This is a genomic window from Paracoccus sp. DMF-8, assembly GCF_029309835.1.
Taxonomy (GTDB): Bacteria; Pseudomonadota; Alphaproteobacteria; order Rhodobacterales; family Rhodobacteraceae; genus Paracoccus.
The window spans coordinates 611,258-627,905 of the sequence record NZ_JARJHL010000010.1 but is presented as its reverse complement, the minus strand read 5'-3'; the positions used below and the strand labels follow the sequence as shown (position 1 = coordinate 627,905).

Below are 16,648 nucleotides of genomic sequence, written 5' to 3'. Positions count from 1 at the left end.
CTGACTGCTCCCGGTATTTGCGCACGACATACAGCGCGGTGACGTTGAGCCCCAGGGTGATGACGAACAGCGACAGGCCAAGGGCAAGGCGACCAGCGTTCCAGGGGCCGAAGAATCGGTGTCGCCGGTTAGCTGGCTGGCGATCTTGACGGTGATCGTCGTCATCGCCTCGAACGGGTTGAGGTCCATTCTGGCGGCGGCGCCGGCCTCCATGACCACGATCATGGTTTCCCCGATGGCGCGCGAGGCGGCCAGCAGCATCGCACCGACGATGCCCGGCAGCGCGGCCGGCAGCGACGACCTGTTTCACGGTTTCGGACCGGGTCGAACCCGAGACCAAGCGCACCGTCGCGCAGGGATTGGGGACCGCGTTGATGATGTCATCCGACAGCGAGCTGACGAAGGGGATCAGCATGATGCCCATGACCAGACCCGCGGTCATCACCGACGACCCCGAGGTGCCAAGGCCAAGCGGCTGCGCGAAATAGTCGCGCAGCATCGGGCCGACCGTGATCAGCGCGAACAGACCGTAGACGATGGTCGGGATCCCGGCCAGCACCTCGATCATCGGCTTGACGACCGAGCGCACTCGGCCAGAGGCATATTCCGACATGTAGATCGCGGCGAACAGACCGATCGGAACCGACACGATCAGCGCGATGAATGAAATATACAGCGTGCCCCACAGCAGCGGCATGATGCCAAGCTGCGATCCGCCACCAAAGCGCGGCGACCAGGTGCTGCCAAAGAAGAAATCGGTCCAAGGATACTGGCGGAAGAAGTTGCCGGTTTCAAAGACCATCGACAGGACGATGCCTGCGGTCGTCAGGATGGCGATGCTGGAACACAGGATCAGCACGCCCTTGACGAAGCTTTCGACCGTGTTGCGGGCGCGATAGTCCGGACCGGTCTGCTTCATCGCATAGGCAAAGCTGGCGGCGGCCAGCAGCAGCACGGCGATGGTCATGACCAGATTGCCGGTCGCGGCCTTCTGGCGGTAATCGGCGGCCAGCGCGAACATGTCGGCATTGGCGGTGCCGGGGGTGCGGATGCCCGCCCCGTCCAGCTTGGATTTCACGGTTTCCGACAGGGCGGCGGCGTCATTCGCCTCGGCGCGGGTCAGCACGCCCTGGGCGATGCCATCGCTCAGCGCATAAGAGGTGCGGCGCACGTCCTGCACCACGATCGAGGTGTTCACCCCCGACGAGGTCAGGCTTTCGGGCAGCGCGCTGGCTGCGGAATTGTTCAGCACAAGCGGTTGTGCGATCAGCCACAGGGCCATCAGGACCAGGGCGGGAACGGTCGAGAACAGTGCTACATACCAGCCGTAGTAGCCTGACCGGGAATGCGGGCGGCGGCTGTCGCCACCCGCCAGTGCCAGCGTGCGACGGGTGCCAAGCACATAGCCGGTGACGGCCGAGTGCAAGCAAGATCAGCACGATCCAGAGAACGGGCATGAGGGCCTCGGTTTTGCGGGGATTTCAGGGGAGATGAAAGGCAGGGATGGGCAAAGGACGCGGGCGGGACCTGGGTCCCGCCCGCATTTTCGAATTTATTGCATGGTCTCTTCGGCAGCCACGGCGGCCTGCACGGTGGCCAGTTCCGGGTCAGCCACCAGACCGTATTGGGCCAGCGGGCCGCCGGCACCGGCGATTTCGTCCGAAACGAAGAATTCGGCGAATTCCTTCAGGCCGGGGATCGTGCCGATATGGGCTTTCTTGACGTAGAAGAACAGCGGGCGCGACACCGGATATTCACGCGAAGCGATCGATTCGGTCGACGGAACGATGCCCGAGATGGTGCCGACCTTCAGCTTGTCGGTGTTGTTTTCGTAGAAGGCCAGGCCAAAGACGCCGATGCCGTTCTTGGCCGACTGGATGCGGGCCAGGGTCTCGGTATAGTCGCCGTCGATATCGACCGATTTGCCGTCGGTGCGCAGCGCCATGCAGGCGGCGTCGCCGTCGTCTTCGCCTTTTTCAGCGACCAGAACGGCATGAGCGCCCGATTCTTCGCAACCGGCATGGATGACTTTTTCCTCGAACACTTCGCGGGTGCCGTGCTTGGTGCCCGGAACGAAGGCCAGGATTTCCTGATCCGGCAGATCGGCGCGGATTTCATTCCATTTGTTATGAGGGTTCGCGACGACCTTGCCGTCGACGACGACCTCGGCGGCCAGCGCGTTGAACCAGTCGGCCGGGGTGAAGGCGAAATCATTGCCCGCGATGTCGCCTGGCAAAGACGATCCCGTCATAGCCGATGCGGACTTCCATGATGTCGGTCACGCCGGCGGCGCTGCAGGCTTCGCGTTCGCTGTCCTTGATCGGACGCGAGGAGTTCGCGATGTCGATGGTGTTCTCGCCCACGCCTTCGCAGAATTTCTTCAGGCCCGCCGAAGAGCCGCCCGATCTGACCACCGGGGTCGGGAAATCGGAATTTTCGCTGAAGGCTTCTGCCGCAATCGTCGAATAGGGCAGCACCGTCGACGAACCTGCAACCTGGATCTGGTCGCGCGCGCTGGCCATCGTGGCGGTTGCTGCGATGACGGCAAGAGCCGAAACGGTGTATTTGACGCAAGTCATGGATCACTCCTGAATGTCTTGAGGTCTTGATCGACCCTGTCAGTCACCTACGGGCCGGATGTGTCGCTAATCCGAAATTTTTGTGACAGTGACATGACAATCGCGGCCCGGATGGGGGAAGGGACAGGGGTGAACCTGTCAACGCATTGAAATTATGCTAAAATACCTCAGGTTGAAGAATACACGGCTGCTACCCCCTATCGGAAAGGACAGGCCGCCACGGTCGCAGGGAACGGGTTTTTGACGCGGGATCGGGGGATTCGCGCCGGGATTACTTCCGGGGAATGTCACATTGGATCGTGGCACGCGCGGCTGCATGCGGCGGCGCGCGGGACGACAATGGGCGCGGCCATCACCAGCCCGCGCCCCTTCGATCACTGCGGCGTCGGTTTGCGCCGATCAGCCGCCGATCCGTCCCCGGATGCCGCCGGTCTGGGCGCGATCCATCAGCAGATGGTCCAGCACCACGCAGGCGGCCATCGCCTCGGCGATGGGGACGGCGCGGATGCCGACGCAAGGATCGTGGCGGCCCTTGGTGATCAGTTCGATTTCCTCGCCCTGCGCATTGATCGAGCGGCGCGGCGTCAGGATCGAACTGGTCGGCTTGACGGCAAAGCGGACCAGAATGTCCTGCCCGGTCGAAATCCCGCCCAGAATGCCCCCGGCATGGTTCGACAGGAACACCGGCCCGTCATTGCCCATGCGGATCTCATCGGCGTTTTCGGTGCCGGTCAGGGCGGCGGCGGCCATGCCCTCGCCGATCTCGACGCCCTTGACGGCATTGATCGACATCATCGCGGCGGCCAGATCGGTGTCCAGCTTGGCATAGACCGGCGCGCCCAGACCCGGCGGGCAACCTTCGATCAGAACCTCGATGGCGGCGCCGACGCTGTCCTGCGCCTTGCGGATGCCTGACAGGTAATCCTCCCACGCGGGGACGGCCGAGGCGTCGGGCAGAAAGAACGGGTTTTGCAGGATCTGCTGGCTGTCGAAATTCGCGCGGTCCAGATGCAGGCTGCCCATCTGGACCATATAGCCGGTGATGCGCAGATCCGGCACCAGATCGCGCAGCACCGCCTGCGCGACACCGCCCGCCGCGACCCGCGCCGCCGTTTCGCGCGCGCTGGACCGCCCGCCGCCGCGATAATCGCGGATTCCGTATTTCATCTGATAGGCGATATCGGCATGGCCGGGGCGATAGGCCTGCGCGATGTCGCCGTAATCCTTGGACCGCTGATCGGTGTTTTCGATCATCAGCTGGATCGGCGTGCCGGTGGTTTGCCCCTCGAACACGCCCGAGAGGATGCGCACCGCGTCCGCTTCCTGCCGCTGCGTCGTGTGTTTCGAAGTGCCGGGGCGGCGGCGGTCCAGAAACTGCTGGATAAAGGCCTCGTCCAGCGCGACCCCCGGCGGGCAGCCATCCACCGTCGCGCCAAGCGCAGGCCCATGGCTTTCCCCCAGGTGGTAAAGCGAAAGGCGCGGCCAAAGGTGTTGAAGCTCATGGATATGCCCTTATCTCTCGCGGATTTTCCCTGCGATAGCGGCAGGGGGCGGGCTTGACAATGCCTGCCTGCCCAATGCCCGCCCTGAAAGCCGCCCGCGCCTAGCGGGCGAAGCGGGCCGGGTCCAGCGCGCGCGCCAGATGCGGATCGACCCCGCGCCCGCCCAGCAGGTCGCCCAGAAACCGGGCCGAACCAAGCGAGGACTGAAAGCCATAGCCGCCCTGCCCCGCGAACCAGATGAAACCGGGCTGCGCCGCATCGCGGCCATAGAGCGGCACGCCATCGGGGGCAAAGCTGCGCAACCCCGCCCATGTCGCCAGCAGGCGCTGGACGGGCACGCGCACCATCGCCGCGTAGCGCGCCAGCCCCTCGGCGATGGTCATGTCTTCGGCCCGGGCATCATAGGGTTCGACCGGGTCGGCATCGGCGGGCGAGACGATCATCGCGCCGGCATCGGGCTTGGCATACCAGCTTTCGCCCAGACCCAGCATCATCGGCCAATGCCTCATGTCATGTTCGCCGGGAATCGCAATCCGCGCCATCGAACGGCGCCGCGCCACGATCCCCAAAGGCGCGATTCCGGCCATGGTCGCGATACGGTCGGCCCAGGGACCGGCGGCATTGACCAGGACCGGGGCCGCGATATCGCCTCTGGGCATCGTCACCTGCCACGCGCCCGCCACGCGACGGATCGCACTGGCCGGGGCACTGGTCAGGATATCGGCGCCCCGGCTGCGCGCGGCGCGAGCCAGCGACTGGATCAGCAGATCGGTGTCGATATCCTGCGCATGGCCGCCGAATGCCACGCGCCCAAGCGCCGCAGGCTCCAGGATCGGCACGGTCGCCACGGCCTGCCCGATGTCGATTTCCTGCAACCGCATCGATTCGGCTTCGGTGGCAAAGCCCCGATCCTCGCCCGCAGGGGCCAGCAGCATCACCCCGCGCGGCGACAGCACGCCCGCTTCCGCCAGCCCCGGCCCCGAGGCAAGGCTGAGTTCGACCACCGGCGCGGGTCCGTAAAAGGGTTCGCACAGCGCCGCCGACCGCCCCGAGGCGTGACAGGCCAGCGCGCTTTCCGCTTCGATCAACGTGACCTTGGCCTGATGCGACAGCTCGGCTGCGGCCGCGACCCCGGCGATGCCGCCGCCGATGATGATGATATCCGACATGTTCATGCGCGCCGTTCTGGCACGGCGGCTGGCCAAGGAAAAGACCGGGGCGAGGAAAGACGGGGAAAGGGTTAAAGACTGGGCGGGGCTGTCCGAACAATCCGGGCCAGATCGGGAAACCACGCCGGGCGATCCGTGGCCCCTTGATCGCCGCGCCGTCCATCCTTGACGGCTGCAAGCCCCTCTGCGCGGCCTGCGCGCTTGCCCCAGAGAGCGGACCGGCCTAGGCTTTCACCCAGAATTGCCGGGCGTGGCAGGGATGGATGCGCCGTCCCGCGCCCTTGGCACAGCGCCGCAACCCACCGGATGATCGCAACAGGATGACGCATTCCGCCCTTTCGCCCAATCCGGCCGCCCGCAAGCGGCCCGCCGTGGCCGTCGATGTCGATGCGGCGGCGAGGCGAGGCCTGCGCCGGATCTGGCCGGGCCGGATCTCGCTCGGGGCGCTGGCCCTGATCGGGTCGTCGCTGACCGGGCTGGTGATCGGCGCCATCGTGGCCTGCATTCTGGTCCTGCACGCCCGCAATGCCGTGCGCGAGGAAACCGACAGCGCCTTTCATCTGGCCAGCGCCATCGCCACGGTCCGCCTGCCCACCGCCTTCATGCGCGAGGACATGCTGTATCGTGCCACCGAACTTGCCAATGAAATCGACGGGTTGCGCCATGTTTCAGCACGGCTGGTCGATGCGCGCGGGCAGGTCCTTGCGGGCAGCGACGGGCAAAGGCGCGGGGCAAACCGCGCACCGGAATTCCTGTATCACCTGCTGACGCCCACGCCGCGCAGCTTCATCTTTCCGATCCGGCAATATCCGAATGTCGTCGGCCTGCTGTATCTGGAAACCGACCCTCCGATGAAATCGCCAAGACCTCGGCGCAATCTTCCGGGTCATCCTGCCGCTGCTGGCGCTGGCCGTCGCGGCGATGATCGCGGTGTCGGTGTCGGTCGCGCTGGTCGTCCAGCGCCGCCTGCGCACCTTTGGCCGCGTGCTCGAACGCATGCATGGCCAGGACCTGACGCAGCGCGCGCCCGACAGCAGCCTGACGGAACTGTCCGCGCTTGGCGGCGGCGTCAACGCGCTGGCCGCCCATCTGGATCACGAACGCGCCGAGAACCGCCGGTTGCAGGGCCGCATCGTCACCCTGACCGAAAACGAACGCGCCCGCATCGCCAGCGACCTGCGTGACGACATGGGCCCCCAGCTCTTCGCGCTGCGTGCCGCCGTCGAACAGGCCCGCGCCGCCGGCGGGCGCGAGGACGAGGCCCAGCATGGCCAGATGCAGGACGCGCTGGACGCCATCGGCCGCCACGCCGCCGAGATCCAGAAATCCGCCCGCTCGGCCATCGAAAGCCTGCGCCCGATCGGCATGGACGACGCCAGCCTTGGCGATCTGCTGCATGAACTGGCGGTCGAGTTTTCCGAAATCGCGCCGGGGACCGAAATCCGGCTCAGCGCCGATCCGGCGGCGGCGGCCAGCGATGCGGCGGAAATCTCGATCTACCGTTTCGTGCGCGAAAGCGTGCTGAATGCCATGCGCCACGCCGCACCCGGCCTGATCCTGATCGAATTGCGCCGCGAACCCGGCGGGTTGCGCGCGCGGGTGACGGACAATGGCAGCGGGGCGGGGCTGGACCGCCCGCCCGGCACTGGGGCAAAGCGGCATCACCGAACGCGCCGCCGCCGTCGGCGCCACCTATCTGCCGCCCCGGCGCGACGGAACATCGACGATCACCGAGCTTTGGACACCGACATGAACGCCGCCTCTCCCAGCACGCAAACGGATATGGAACCGGCCACCGTCGCGGCAAAGCCTTTGCCCCGCGTCCTGATCCTGGACGACCATCCCGTCGTGGCCGAAGGCTGGAACCGCATCATCCGCGACACCATGCCCTGCGATGTGGTGATCGCCACAACCCCGTCGCAGGCATGGAAGATCTGGCGCGAGACCCAGCCCGATGTGATGGTCGTGGACCTGACCATCGGCGATTCCAAGCTGGCGGGCGTGCGGCTGGTCACGCGGCTGCGCCGCGCCGGGGCCGGTCTGCCCATCCCGGCCTTTACCATGCACCGCAGCCCGCTGATCGCGCGCCGCGCGCTGCAGGCGGGATGCAATGGCATCATCAACAAGGATTCACCCGCCGCGGAAATCTGCCATGCCTTTGTCGAGGTTGCTGCGGGGCGGGGCTATGTCTCGCCCGACATGGCGCGCAAGATCGCGCTGATGAACCAGCCCGGCATGGACCCCTCAGGTCCCCGCCTGACCCCTCGGGAAGAAGACATCCTGCGCGGCATCGCCGAAGGCCTGTCCTATCGCGAAATCGCCGAACGCGCGCAGATCAGCTACAAGACGGTGACCAATGTCAGCATGACGCTGAAGGACAAGATGCGCGCCACCGGCTTTGCCGATCTGGTCGCCAAGGCGATCCGGCATTTCGACATCAGCTAGCGGGCGCGGCCGGCCATCCGGCAAATCGCCCCGCATCCTGCGGCCACACCGCCGGAACCGGCAGCGGTGCGGTCAGGTTTCAGACCGTTCAGGCCCGCACACCGCCATCGGCGCGCATCCTCACCGCTTCCAGCCGGTCGATCGCGGCCTGTTCCCCGCGCGAGGTGTAGCCGGCCTTGAGCAGGCGGACCAGTTGCGCGACGAACAGCGGCGAGATCTGATTCAGCTCGGCCAGCTGGCTGTCCGATTTCAACTGCACATATTCCAGCGCGACATCGTCGCTGTCGGTCCAATGCGCCTTTTCCAGCCGGTCGAAGATGCGGCCAAGACGGTCGGTGTTGTTGCCAAGCTGGTGGCAGAACTGGGCCAGTCCCTTTTCGTCCATATTGACGGTGACGCCCCAGCCCCCGGTGCGGAACTTGTTGACGATGAATTCCGCGTCATAATCCTTGTAGAGTTCAAAGCGGTGGACCAGCGGGTTCAGGCCATGCGCGAATTTATAGCCCACTTTCGAACTGCTGAAATCCATCGTCCCGTCCAGAAAGGACACGCCGTCAAAGGTAAAGGCGTTGTTGGTGCGGCGCAGCCCGGCGGGCCAGCCCTGCGCGGGCGAACCGTAGCTGACCACCTCCAGCCCGGCAATCGCACCCAGACCACGGGCCAGCGCCACCCCGGTCAGCGCGTTCGAGGTGATCAGGTTGCCCTGGCTATGGGCATGGATCGGCAGTCCCAGCAATCCGCCGGGCTGCGCCAGCAGCAGCGCATAAAGCGATTTGGTCGCCGGATTGCTGCCCAGCAGGGTATAGACGTAATCATCCTTGGACAGGGCCGGCGCCTTGGCCTTTTCCGCCTGATAGGCCAGTTCGACAAAGCCGGCCCAGGTCTGGAAATCGCCGCCGAATTTCGGGATCCTTGCGATGACGGTCTGGTCGGCCGCTTGCCCCGATGCGAATTTGAACTTGTCGGTGATGCATTGCCACAGGTCGGTCAGCCCGCCGCGCGTCGCGTTGTAGACGCCATAGACCCTGGATCCCAGCATCTCGGACAGGAACAGCGCGCCGCCGCGATGGCCGTCGCCGTCGTTCAGCATGCCGTTGACAAAGATCACGGGGCGCGCGGGATTATACCGGGGTTTGCCGATGATCGCCTCTGCGACATAGCAGGAAACCGTTCCGTCCACCTGTGGGACGCCGTCTGTCCTGATCTGGGGCAACTGCATCACAAATCTCCGATCCTGTGCGATTGTCTGGGCGCATTAAGCATCCGAAGCGGAGGGATGCCAACCTCTATTCGTCTGCGATTTCGAGAACGCCGGGGATGGCACGCAACGCTTGTCGCGTCGGGGTTGTCAGCGGGGCATCGCCCGCAATCTCGACGTCGACCAGATCGTCACCGTCACGAAAACGTAACAGAATCGGGCCTCTGGCGCGCGGGGGTGCCTTGACCTCGGCGCGGATACGCTCCAGCGCGGAGGCGATTTCGGGGATGGGCTGGGGCCCGGTGATATGGACCGCCAGCCGGTCGGCACCTGCGTCCAGAACATAATCCTCCAGCCGGGTGACGCCGCGTGCCAGCAGCTTGACCTGATCGCCCGATGGTTCGACCTGCACCTGCAAGACGACGTTTTCGCCCGGTTCCAGATGCTGACGATGGGCATCCAGCGTGTCGGAAAACACCGTCACCTCGTACAGGCCGGTCGGGTCAGACAGGCTGACAAAAGCATAGCGCGTGCCCTTGGCCGATTTCTTTTCCTGACGCGACGACACCGTGCCCGCAAGCGAGGCGACCATCGCCCCGTCCATCGCGGCCAGCGTGATTTCGGCCAGCGTGCTGACATTCTTGCGCCGCAGCGCGGGCTGGTAATCGTCCAGGGGATGGCCCGACAGGTAAAAGCCGATGGCGGCATGTTCCTGCGCCAGCTTTTCGGTGGGCAGCCACAGGGGCGCGGTGACCGGGCGCGGCGGCGGCAGATCCTCGCCCCCGCCGAACAGGGACGACTGGTTCGACCCGGCGGCCTCTTGCACCGCAGCCGACCACGCGACCAGCCCGTCCAGCGATTTCAGCACGCGCGAACGGTTGGGTTCCAGCAGGTCAAAGGCCCCTGCCCGCGCCAGCATTTCCAGCGGGCGCTTGCCGACCCGGCGCATGTCAACGCGGCGGGCAAAGTCGGTCATGTCGCGAAACGGCTGGTCGCCGCGCGCGCCGACGATCAGCCGCATCGCCTCGACCCCCACGCCCTTCAGCGCGCCAAGCGCATAGACGACACGGCCCTGATCGACGGTGAATGTCGCGTCCGAGCGGTTGACGCAGGGCGGCACGACCTCGATGCCCATGCGGTCGACCTCGCGCTTATAGACCGCCAGCTTTTCCGTCAGGTGGATATCGCAGTTCATCACGGCGGCCATGAATTCCACCGGGTGATTCGCCTTCAGCCATGCGGTCTGGTAGCTGACCACGGCATAGGCCGCCGCGTGGGATTTGTTGAAACCGTAATTCGCGAATTTTTCCAGCAGGTCGAACACCTCGCCCGCCTTTTTCGCGTCGATCCCCTGCGCCTTGCAGCCATCGACGAATTTCGGCCGTTCCTTGGCCATTTCCTCGGCGATCTTTTTACCCATGGCGCGGCGCAACAGGTCGGCGCCGCCAAGCGAATAGCCCGCCATGACCTGCGCGATCTGCATCACCTGTTCCTGATAGACGATGATGCCCTGGGTTTCGGCCAGAATCGGGTCGATGGTCGGATGCAGCGATTCCAGCGGCCTTTCGCCGTTCTTGACCTCGCAATAGGTCGGGATGTTTTCCATCGGGCCGGGGCGATACAGCGCGACCAGCGCGACGATATCCTCGATGCAGGTCGGTTTCATGCGCCGCAGCGCATCCATCATCCCCGAGCTTTCGACCTCGAACACGGCAACCGTGCGGGCGCTGGAAAACAGGTCATAGGTCGGGCCGTCATCCAATGGGATGGCGTTGATTTCATCGACCGCGCCCTGCGGCGGGGTGTAAAGCTGGCGGCCGTCGGGGCCGATATGCAGATGCCGCCCGCCGCCCCGGATCAGGTCCACGGCGTTCTGGATGACGGTCAGGGTCTTCAACCCCAGAAAGTCGAATTTGACCAGCCCGGCCTGTTCGACCCATTTCATGTTATACTGCGTCGCGGGCATGTCGGAGGCCGGATCGCGATAGATCGGCACCAGACGGTCCAGCGGCTCGGGCGAGATCACCACCCCCGCCGCATGGGTCGAGGCGTTGCGATAAAGCCCTTCCAGCTTGGCGGCGTAATCCAGCAGGCGCTTGACCACCTCCTCCTTGGCGGCTTCGCGCAGGCGCGGCTCATCTGCCAGGGCCTTGGTGACGCTGACGGGTTTCACGCCTTCGACCGGGATCATCTTGGACAGCCGGTCCACCTGACCGAATGGCAGTTGCAGCACCCGGCCCACGTCGCGCACGGCGGCCTTGGACAGCAGCGCGCCAAAGGTGATGATCTGCCCCACCTTGTCGCGGCCATATTTGCCCTGCACATAATGGATCACCTCCTCGCGGCGATCCATGCAAAAGTCGATGTCAAAGTCCGGCATCGACACCCGTTCGAGGTTCAGGAACCGTTCGAACAGCAGGCTGTAGCGCAGGGGATCAAGGTCGGTGATGGTCAGCGCATAGGCGACCAGCGACCCCGCGCCCGAGCCCCGGCCCGGCCCGACCGGAATACCGTGATCCTTGGCCCATTTGATGAAATCGGCAACGATCAGGAAGTAGCCGGGAAAGCCCATCTGTTCGATGATGCCCAGTTCGAAATCCAGCCGATCATTATATTCCTGAACCGTGACGGCATGGGGTATGACCTTCAACCGCGCCTCAAGACCCTCGCGGGCCTGACGGCGCAGTTCGACCACCTCGTCATCGGCGAAACGTGGCAGGATCGGCGCGTGGCGGGCGACGGCAAAGGCGCAGCGGCGGGCGATTTCGACGGTGTTCTCGATCGCCTCGGGCAGGTCGGCGAACAGCGCGGCCATTTCCTCGGGCGATTTGAAATAATGCGCGGGGGTCAGGCGGCGGCGGGGCTGGGACTGGTCGACATAGGCGCGTTCCGCGATGCAGATCAGCGCATCATGCGCGGCATACAGGTCTGGTTTCGGGAAATAGACGTCATTCGTCGCGACCAGCGGCAGGTCCAGCGCATAGGCAAGGTCGATCATGCCGCCTTCGGATGCCGCCTCGGCGACCATCAGCGCGCCGGATTCGTCGTGGTGGCGCTGCAATTCGACATAAAGCCGGTCGGGCCATATCCGGGCCATGCGTTCCAGCAGCAGCCGGGCATCCGCCGCCTGACCATTGGCGACCAACTGGCCAAGCGGGCCGGTCGCGCCGCCGGTCAGGCAGATCAGCCCCTCGGCACGTTCGGCCAGTTCGTCCAGCAGCACATGGGGCAAGGCGCCGCCTTCGCGCAGATAGAGGCAGGAAGACAGGCTCATCAGGTTCAGCCAGCCCGCCTTGTTCTGGGCCAGCAGAACGATGGGGCCACTGGCCTTTTCGGTGGTCAGGGCGATCTGGCAGCCGATGATGGGCTGCACGCCTTCGCCCTGCGCCTTGACCGAAAATTCCAGCCCCGCGAACAGCGCATTGGTGTCGGTCAGCGCGACCGCAGGCATACCCATGGCCGCCGCCAGCTTGGGCAGCTTGGCCGCGTGGATCGCACCTTCCAGCAGCGAATGTTCGGAATGGGTGCGCAGGTGGATGAATCGGGGGGAAGCATTGGCCATGGCGGCAATCCAGGCGCTGCCCCCCGCAGCCTCAACGGGGTTTATTCCAGATGGCTTTCGACGAACCACAGATCCTTGTCCAGATCGCGCGAGACGCCGGTAAAGATATCGGCGGTATCGGCGTCGCCCGCATCATCGGTCACGTCGATGGCATTGCGGATCTTTTCGCCATGCGCGCGCAACAGCCCGGCGATTTCGCGCAGGTGGTCGGCGGATTTGGTCAGGTCGGTCGGATAGGCCGGCAGGGAACTGGCCTTGGCGATTTCATCCGCCGTGCCGATGGCCACGCCGTCCAGCTGCTGCACACGCTCGGCCATCGTGTCGTTCTGAAGATCGACACGGGCGCGGATCTGGTCGAACAGCTCGTGAACCGCGATGAAGTTCGGCCCCTTGACGTTCCAATGGGCCTGTTTGATCGCCAGCGCCAATGCGATGCCGTCGGCCAGCCTTGCGTTCAATTCCTCGACCGAGGCCTTGCGCGCATTGTCCTTGATCCCCTTGAGCGAGACACCCATGACATGTTCCTTCCGTGTTCAGGTTCGTGATAAAACGTTCGAAACCTGCCGAAGGTTGCGCAAAGCCGCTTTGCCGCCGGTGCAACCCGAAAGGTGGGCAAAAGAAAAGCGGCGCCTGCCCTGCTTGGGGAAAGCGCCGCCGGATCGTCCAGTAGAACGGGTCGTCTCAGACCGCGCCCTGGATGAAGTTCACGGCATCGCCGAAGGTCTGGATGGTTTCGGCTGCGTCATCGGGGATTTCGATGCCGAATTCTTCTTCGAAGGCCATGACCAGTTCGACGGTGTCCAGCGAATCCGCACCCAGATCATCGATGAAGGAAGCGGCTTCCGTCACTTTGTCTTCGTCCACACCAAGGTGCTCGACAACGATCTTCTTCACGCGATCAGCGATATCGCTCATATCAATTCCTCATTTTCGCGGGCATCCGCCCCTGAATTTGCCAGCGGTTGCCAGCGACAGCCGAGGGCGGTTCCCCCTGCAGCTTGTTCGCGGGATATAGCACGGGATCGTGATCTTGCAACCGCATAAACCACAATCACACCATCGCCATGCCGCCATTCACATGCAGCGTCGTGCCGGTCACATAGCCCGACTCGGAGCTGGACAGATACAGGGCGGCAGCGGCGATTTCATCGGCGGTCCCCATGCGGCCCGCCGGGATCTGGGTCAGGATGCGGCCCTTCTGTTCGTCGTTCAGCTTGTCCGTCATCGCGGTTTCGATAAAGCCCGGCGCGATGCAGTTCACCGTGATGCCACGGCTAGCGACTTCATATGCAAGGCTTTTCGACATGCCGACCAGCCCCGCCTTGGCGGCGGCATAATTGCCCTGACCGGGGTTGCCCGTCGTCCCCACGACCGAGGTGATGTTGACGATCCGGCCCCAACGCGCCTTCATCATGCCGCGCAGGACAGCCCGGCACAGCCGGAAGCTGGACGTCAGGTTGACGTCGATGACCTGCGTCCATTCTTCGTCCGACATGCGCATGAACAGGTTGTCACGGGTGATGCCCGCGTTGTTCACAAGAATATCAAGACCGCCCATCGCCTCGGCGGCGGTCTTGGGCAGGGCCTCGACCGCGGCGGAATCAGCCAGATTCGCGGTCGCGACATGGGCGCGTTCGCCCAGTTCGGCGGCCAGCGCAGCCAGCGGTTCCGCGCGCGTGCCCGAAAGCGTGACGGTGGCGCCCGCCGCGTGCAGCGCGCGCGCGATGCCGCCGCCGATGCCGCCGGATGCGCCGGTGATCAGCGCCTTTTTTCCTGTCAGATCAAACATGTCTTTTCCAATCCCTATGGGCTTCAGCCCTTCAGCGCGGCGATATCGGCAGGGGTGCCGATGTTGCGGGTGGTGGCGTCCTTGTCGATGCGCTTGATCATGCCCGACAGCGCCTTGCCCGCACCGATTTCCCAATATTCCGCGACGCCCGCGCCCGACAGCATCTGAATCGATCTGCGCCAGCGCACCGCGCCGGTGACCTGTTCGACCAGCAAACGCCGGATCGCGCCGGATTCCAGCACGGGTTCGGCACGGACATTGGCGACCAGCGGCACCTCGGGGTTCTGGATGTCGACACCGGCCAGCGCCTCGGCCATCGCGGCGGCGGCGGGCTGCATCAGCGCCGAATGGAAAGGCGCCGAGACCGGCAGCATCAGCGCGCGTTTCGCGCCGCGTTCCTTGGCGATGACGGCGGCGCGTTCGACCGCGTCCTTGTGACCCGAGATCACGACCTGCGCCGGGTCATTGTCATTGGCGGCCTGACAGACCTCTCCATCCGCGGCATCGCGCGCGATCTGATCGACGGTCGCGAAATCAAGGCCAGGGATCGCGGCCATCGCCCCCTGCCCGACCGGCACGGCTTCCTGCATGGCCTGACCGCGCAGGCGCAGCAGCCGCGCCGTATCGGCCAGCGTCAGCGCGCCCGCAGCACATAGCGCCGAATATTCGCCAAGCGAATGGCCCGCGACGAAATCGGCGTCCTTGATGCCGAAGCCCTCGGCCTCCAGCGCGCGGAACGCCGCCAGCGAGGTCGCCATCAGCGCGGGTTGCGCATTCTGGGTCAGCGTCAGGGTTTCGATGTCACCGTTCCAGATCAGATCCGACAGCTTTTCGCCAAGCGCCTCGTCGACCTCGTCAAACACGGCCTGCGCGGCCGGATAGGCCAGGGCCAGTTCGCGCCCCATGCCGATGACCTGAGCGCCCTGCCCTGGAAAAACGAATGCCCGCATCCGGGTCCCCTTCCCTTTTACCGTTTCTTTCCTGTTCGTTCCGGCTTATCGCGCCGCGCAGATCGCCGCAACCGCGCGATGCGCCTAGCGCGGCAGCACGATTTCGGCGCGCAGGCCCCCTAGCCTGCTGCCTTCGGTCAGGCGCAACTGCCCGCCATGGGCGCGGGTGATATCGACGGCGATCGACAGGCCCAGCCCCACCCCTTCGCCCATGTTCTGATTGCGCGCGGCATCCAGCCGGGTAAAGGGCCGCAGCGCCTCGTCCCGGCGCTCGGGGGCGATGCCCGGTCCGTCATCCTCGACCGAGATGCGGAAATAGCCGGGACCAAGCGCGGCATCTACCTCGGCCTTTGTCCCGTAATGCACGGCATTGCCGATCAGGTTTTCGACGGCGCGGCGCAATGTGTCGGCGCGGATCGTGACCAGCGCGTTTTCGTCGCCCTCGACCCGATGCAGGGTCACGTCCTGCCCGCCGCGACGGGCGTCGGCAACGATGCCCGTGACAAAATCCAGCGCCCGCAGCCGCGTCGGCGGCGCGTCCTGCGCCATGCTGCGGGCATGGGCCAGAAAGGCATCGACCATGCGGCTCATGGCATCGACATCGCTGACCAGCCCGTCGACCTCCTCACGCTCGGGCGGGAAATCGGGACCCAGCATCGACAGGCCAAGCCGCAGCCGCGTCAAAGGGGTGCGCAGGTCGTGGCTGATCGCAGACAGCATCAGCCCGCGCTGTTCATTCTGGCGTTCCAGCCGGTTGCGCATGTCCAGAAAGGCCTGCCCCGCCTGCCGCACCTCAGTCGCGCCAGAGGGGCGATAGGGCAACACCTGACCGCGCCCGTAAGCCTCGGCCACCTTGGCCAGCCTGCGAATCGGGCGCATCTGGTTGCGCAGGAAAACCGTCGCGATCGCGGTCATCAGCAGCGATGTCCCGATCAGCAAGACCAGCAGTTGGTGCGGATTGGCGGCCGACACCAGCCTGCGCGAAAACTCCAGCCGATAGGGGCCGTGGCGGCTGTCCATGACCAGAATCACGTCGCGCAGATTGCCCAGATCGACGGCATCGACCTCGGGGACCAGATCCTGCAGCGTGGTGATGACGATACGGCCGGACAGGTCGTAAAAGACCCGCCGATCCTCTGCCCGCCGTGCGGCGGGCATGGTCAGCACCATGTCCAGCTCGCCGGCGATGTCACCGGCACTCAGCCGCGCCCCGTCCAGATCCGGGGCATCGTCGATGCGGTCGGCGATCAGCGCGATCTCTCGCGACAGGGCGGTGGTCATCTGCCGCGTCACATCCTCGAAATGGCGCTGGACGAAAACCACGGTGACGACGATGGTGACGACGGCAACCGGCAGGAAAAGGATCAGCGCCGCCCGCGCATACAGCCCGCGCGGCATCACCTGTTTCAGCCATTCGAAATTCATGGAAAACCCCTGCCCGATGGGGGTAGCTT

General features: G+C 65.1%; 11 protein-coding genes and 3 pseudogenes. 3 read left to right on the top strand and 11 right to left on the bottom strand.

Features of this window, described 5'->3' with window-relative positions:
- Positions 1-4 precede the first annotated feature (4 nt).
- The 4 genes and pseudogenes from pstC to PE067_RS10320 form a co-directional block, all read right to left on the bottom strand.
- Positions 5-1,457, bottom strand: a pseudogene (gene pstC / locus PE067_RS10335) (phosphate ABC transporter permease subunit PstC); the annotation flags it as partial.
- A 95-nt stretch (positions 1,458-1,552) separates the two neighbouring features.
- A pseudogene (locus tag PE067_RS10330) lies at positions 1,553-2,579 on the bottom strand (substrate-binding domain-containing protein).
- Between the two features lie 399 nt (positions 2,580-2,978).
- A pseudogene (gene aroC, locus PE067_RS10325) lies at positions 2,979-4,081 on the bottom strand (chorismate synthase).
- A 101-nt stretch (positions 4,082-4,182) separates the two neighbouring features.
- Complete coding sequence (locus PE067_RS10320; RefSeq protein WP_276189519.1) at positions 4,183-5,250, bottom strand: FAD-binding oxidoreductase; 1,068 nt, start codon at positions 5,248-5,250, stop codon at positions 4,183-4,185.
- Between PE067_RS10320 and PE067_RS10315 the strand changes: the two genes are divergently transcribed.
- The 3 genes from PE067_RS10315 (at position 5,249) to PE067_RS10305 (ending at position 7,695) form a co-directional block, all read left to right on the top strand.
- Positions 5,249-5,419: a hypothetical protein gene (locus tag PE067_RS10315; protein WP_276189305.1), complete on the top strand. Its 171-nt coding sequence runs from the start codon at positions 5,249-5,251 to the stop codon at positions 5,417-5,419. The two genes, PE067_RS10320 and PE067_RS10315, sit on opposite strands and share 2 nt — an antisense overlap.
- 151 nt (positions 5,420-5,570) lie before the next feature.
- Positions 5,571-6,434, top strand: a complete 864-nt coding sequence (locus PE067_RS10310) for a LapD/MoxY N-terminal periplasmic domain-containing protein (protein WP_276189304.1) — start codon at positions 5,571-5,573, stop codon at positions 6,432-6,434.
- Between the two features lie 4 nt (positions 6,435-6,438).
- On the top strand, positions 6,439-7,695 hold the full coding sequence (locus PE067_RS10305) for a response regulator transcription factor family protein (RefSeq protein WP_276189518.1): 1,257 nt from the start codon (positions 6,439-6,441) through the stop codon (positions 7,693-7,695).
- Between the two features lie 88 nt (positions 7,696-7,783).
- On the opposite strand, the gene PE067_RS10300 is transcribed toward PE067_RS10305, so the two are convergent.
- The 7 genes from PE067_RS10300 to PE067_RS10270 form a co-directional block, all read right to left on the bottom strand.
- On the bottom strand, positions 7,784-8,914 hold the full coding sequence (locus PE067_RS10300; protein WP_276189303.1) for a hypothetical protein: 1,131 nt from the start codon (positions 8,912-8,914) through the stop codon (positions 7,784-7,786).
- Between the two features lie 67 nt (positions 8,915-8,981).
- Complete coding sequence (gene dnaE, locus PE067_RS10295; protein WP_276189302.1) at positions 8,982-12,455, bottom strand: DNA polymerase III subunit alpha; 3,474 nt, start codon at positions 12,453-12,455, stop codon at positions 8,982-8,984.
- Between the two features lie 41 nt (positions 12,456-12,496).
- A complete protein-coding gene (dps, locus tag PE067_RS10290) occupies positions 12,497-12,970 on the bottom strand; it encodes a DNA starvation/stationary phase protection protein Dps (RefSeq protein WP_276189301.1) in 474 nt (157 codons plus the stop codon).
- 166 nt (positions 12,971-13,136) lie between these two features.
- Positions 13,137-13,370, bottom strand: a complete 234-nt coding sequence (locus PE067_RS10285) for an acyl carrier protein (RefSeq protein WP_276189300.1) — start codon at positions 13,368-13,370, stop codon at positions 13,137-13,139.
- A gap of 136 nt (positions 13,371-13,506) precedes the next feature.
- Positions 13,507-14,244 carry a 3-oxoacyl-ACP reductase FabG gene (gene fabG / locus PE067_RS10280; protein WP_276189299.1) on the bottom strand — a complete coding sequence of 246 codons (738 nt, stop codon included), beginning with the start codon at positions 14,242-14,244 and terminating at the stop codon, positions 13,507-13,509.
- A gap of 23 nt (positions 14,245-14,267) precedes the next feature.
- Positions 14,268-15,194 carry an ACP S-malonyltransferase gene (gene fabD / locus PE067_RS10275; RefSeq protein ID WP_276189298.1) on the bottom strand — a complete coding sequence of 309 codons (927 nt, stop codon included), beginning with the start codon at positions 15,192-15,194 and terminating at the stop codon, positions 14,268-14,270.
- 84 nt (positions 15,195-15,278) lie between these two features.
- Positions 15,279-16,619 (bottom strand): ATP-binding protein, encoded by a 1,341-nt coding sequence (locus PE067_RS10270; protein WP_276189297.1) that lies wholly within the window; start codon positions 16,617-16,619, stop codon positions 15,279-15,281.
- Positions 16,620-16,648 lie beyond the last annotated feature (29 nt).

Excerpts from the sequence above, each read along its gene's own strand:
- PE067_RS10305 (WP_276189518.1), top strand. The coding sequence starts at position 6,439 with ATGGGCCCCCAGCTCTTCGCGCTGCGTGCCGCCGTCGAACAGGCCCGC.
- PE067_RS10285 (WP_276189300.1), bottom strand. The coding sequence starts at position 13,370 with ATGAGCGATATCGCTGATCGCGTGAAGAAGATCGTTGTCGAGCACCTT.
- PE067_RS10300 (WP_276189303.1), bottom strand. The coding sequence starts at position 8,914 with ATGCAGTTGCCCCAGATCAGGACAGACGGCGTCCCACAGGTGGACGGA.
- dnaE (WP_276189302.1), bottom strand. The coding sequence starts at position 12,455 with ATGGCCAATGCTTCCCCCCGATTCATCCACCTGCGCACCCATTCCGAA.
- fabG (WP_276189299.1), bottom strand. The coding sequence starts at position 14,244 with ATGTTTGATCTGACAGGAAAAAAGGCGCTGATCACCGGCGCATCCGGC.
- PE067_RS10320 (WP_276189519.1), bottom strand. The coding sequence starts at position 5,250 with ATGTCGGATATCATCATCATCGGCGGCGGCATCGCCGGGGTCGCGGCC.
- PE067_RS10315 (WP_276189305.1), top strand. The coding sequence starts at position 5,249 with ATGTTCATGCGCGCCGTTCTGGCACGGCGGCTGGCCAAGGAAAAGACC.
- PE067_RS10270 (WP_276189297.1), bottom strand. The coding sequence starts at position 16,619 with ATGAATTTCGAATGGCTGAAACAGGTGATGCCGCGCGGGCTGTATGCG.
- fabD (WP_276189298.1), bottom strand. The coding sequence starts at position 15,194 with ATGCGGGCATTCGTTTTTCCAGGGCAGGGCGCTCAGGTCATCGGCATG.
- dps (WP_276189301.1), bottom strand. The coding sequence starts at position 12,970 with ATGGGTGTCTCGCTCAAGGGGATCAAGGACAATGCGCGCAAGGCCTCG.
- PE067_RS10310 (WP_276189304.1), top strand. The coding sequence starts at position 5,571 with ATGACGCATTCCGCCCTTTCGCCCAATCCGGCCGCCCGCAAGCGGCCC.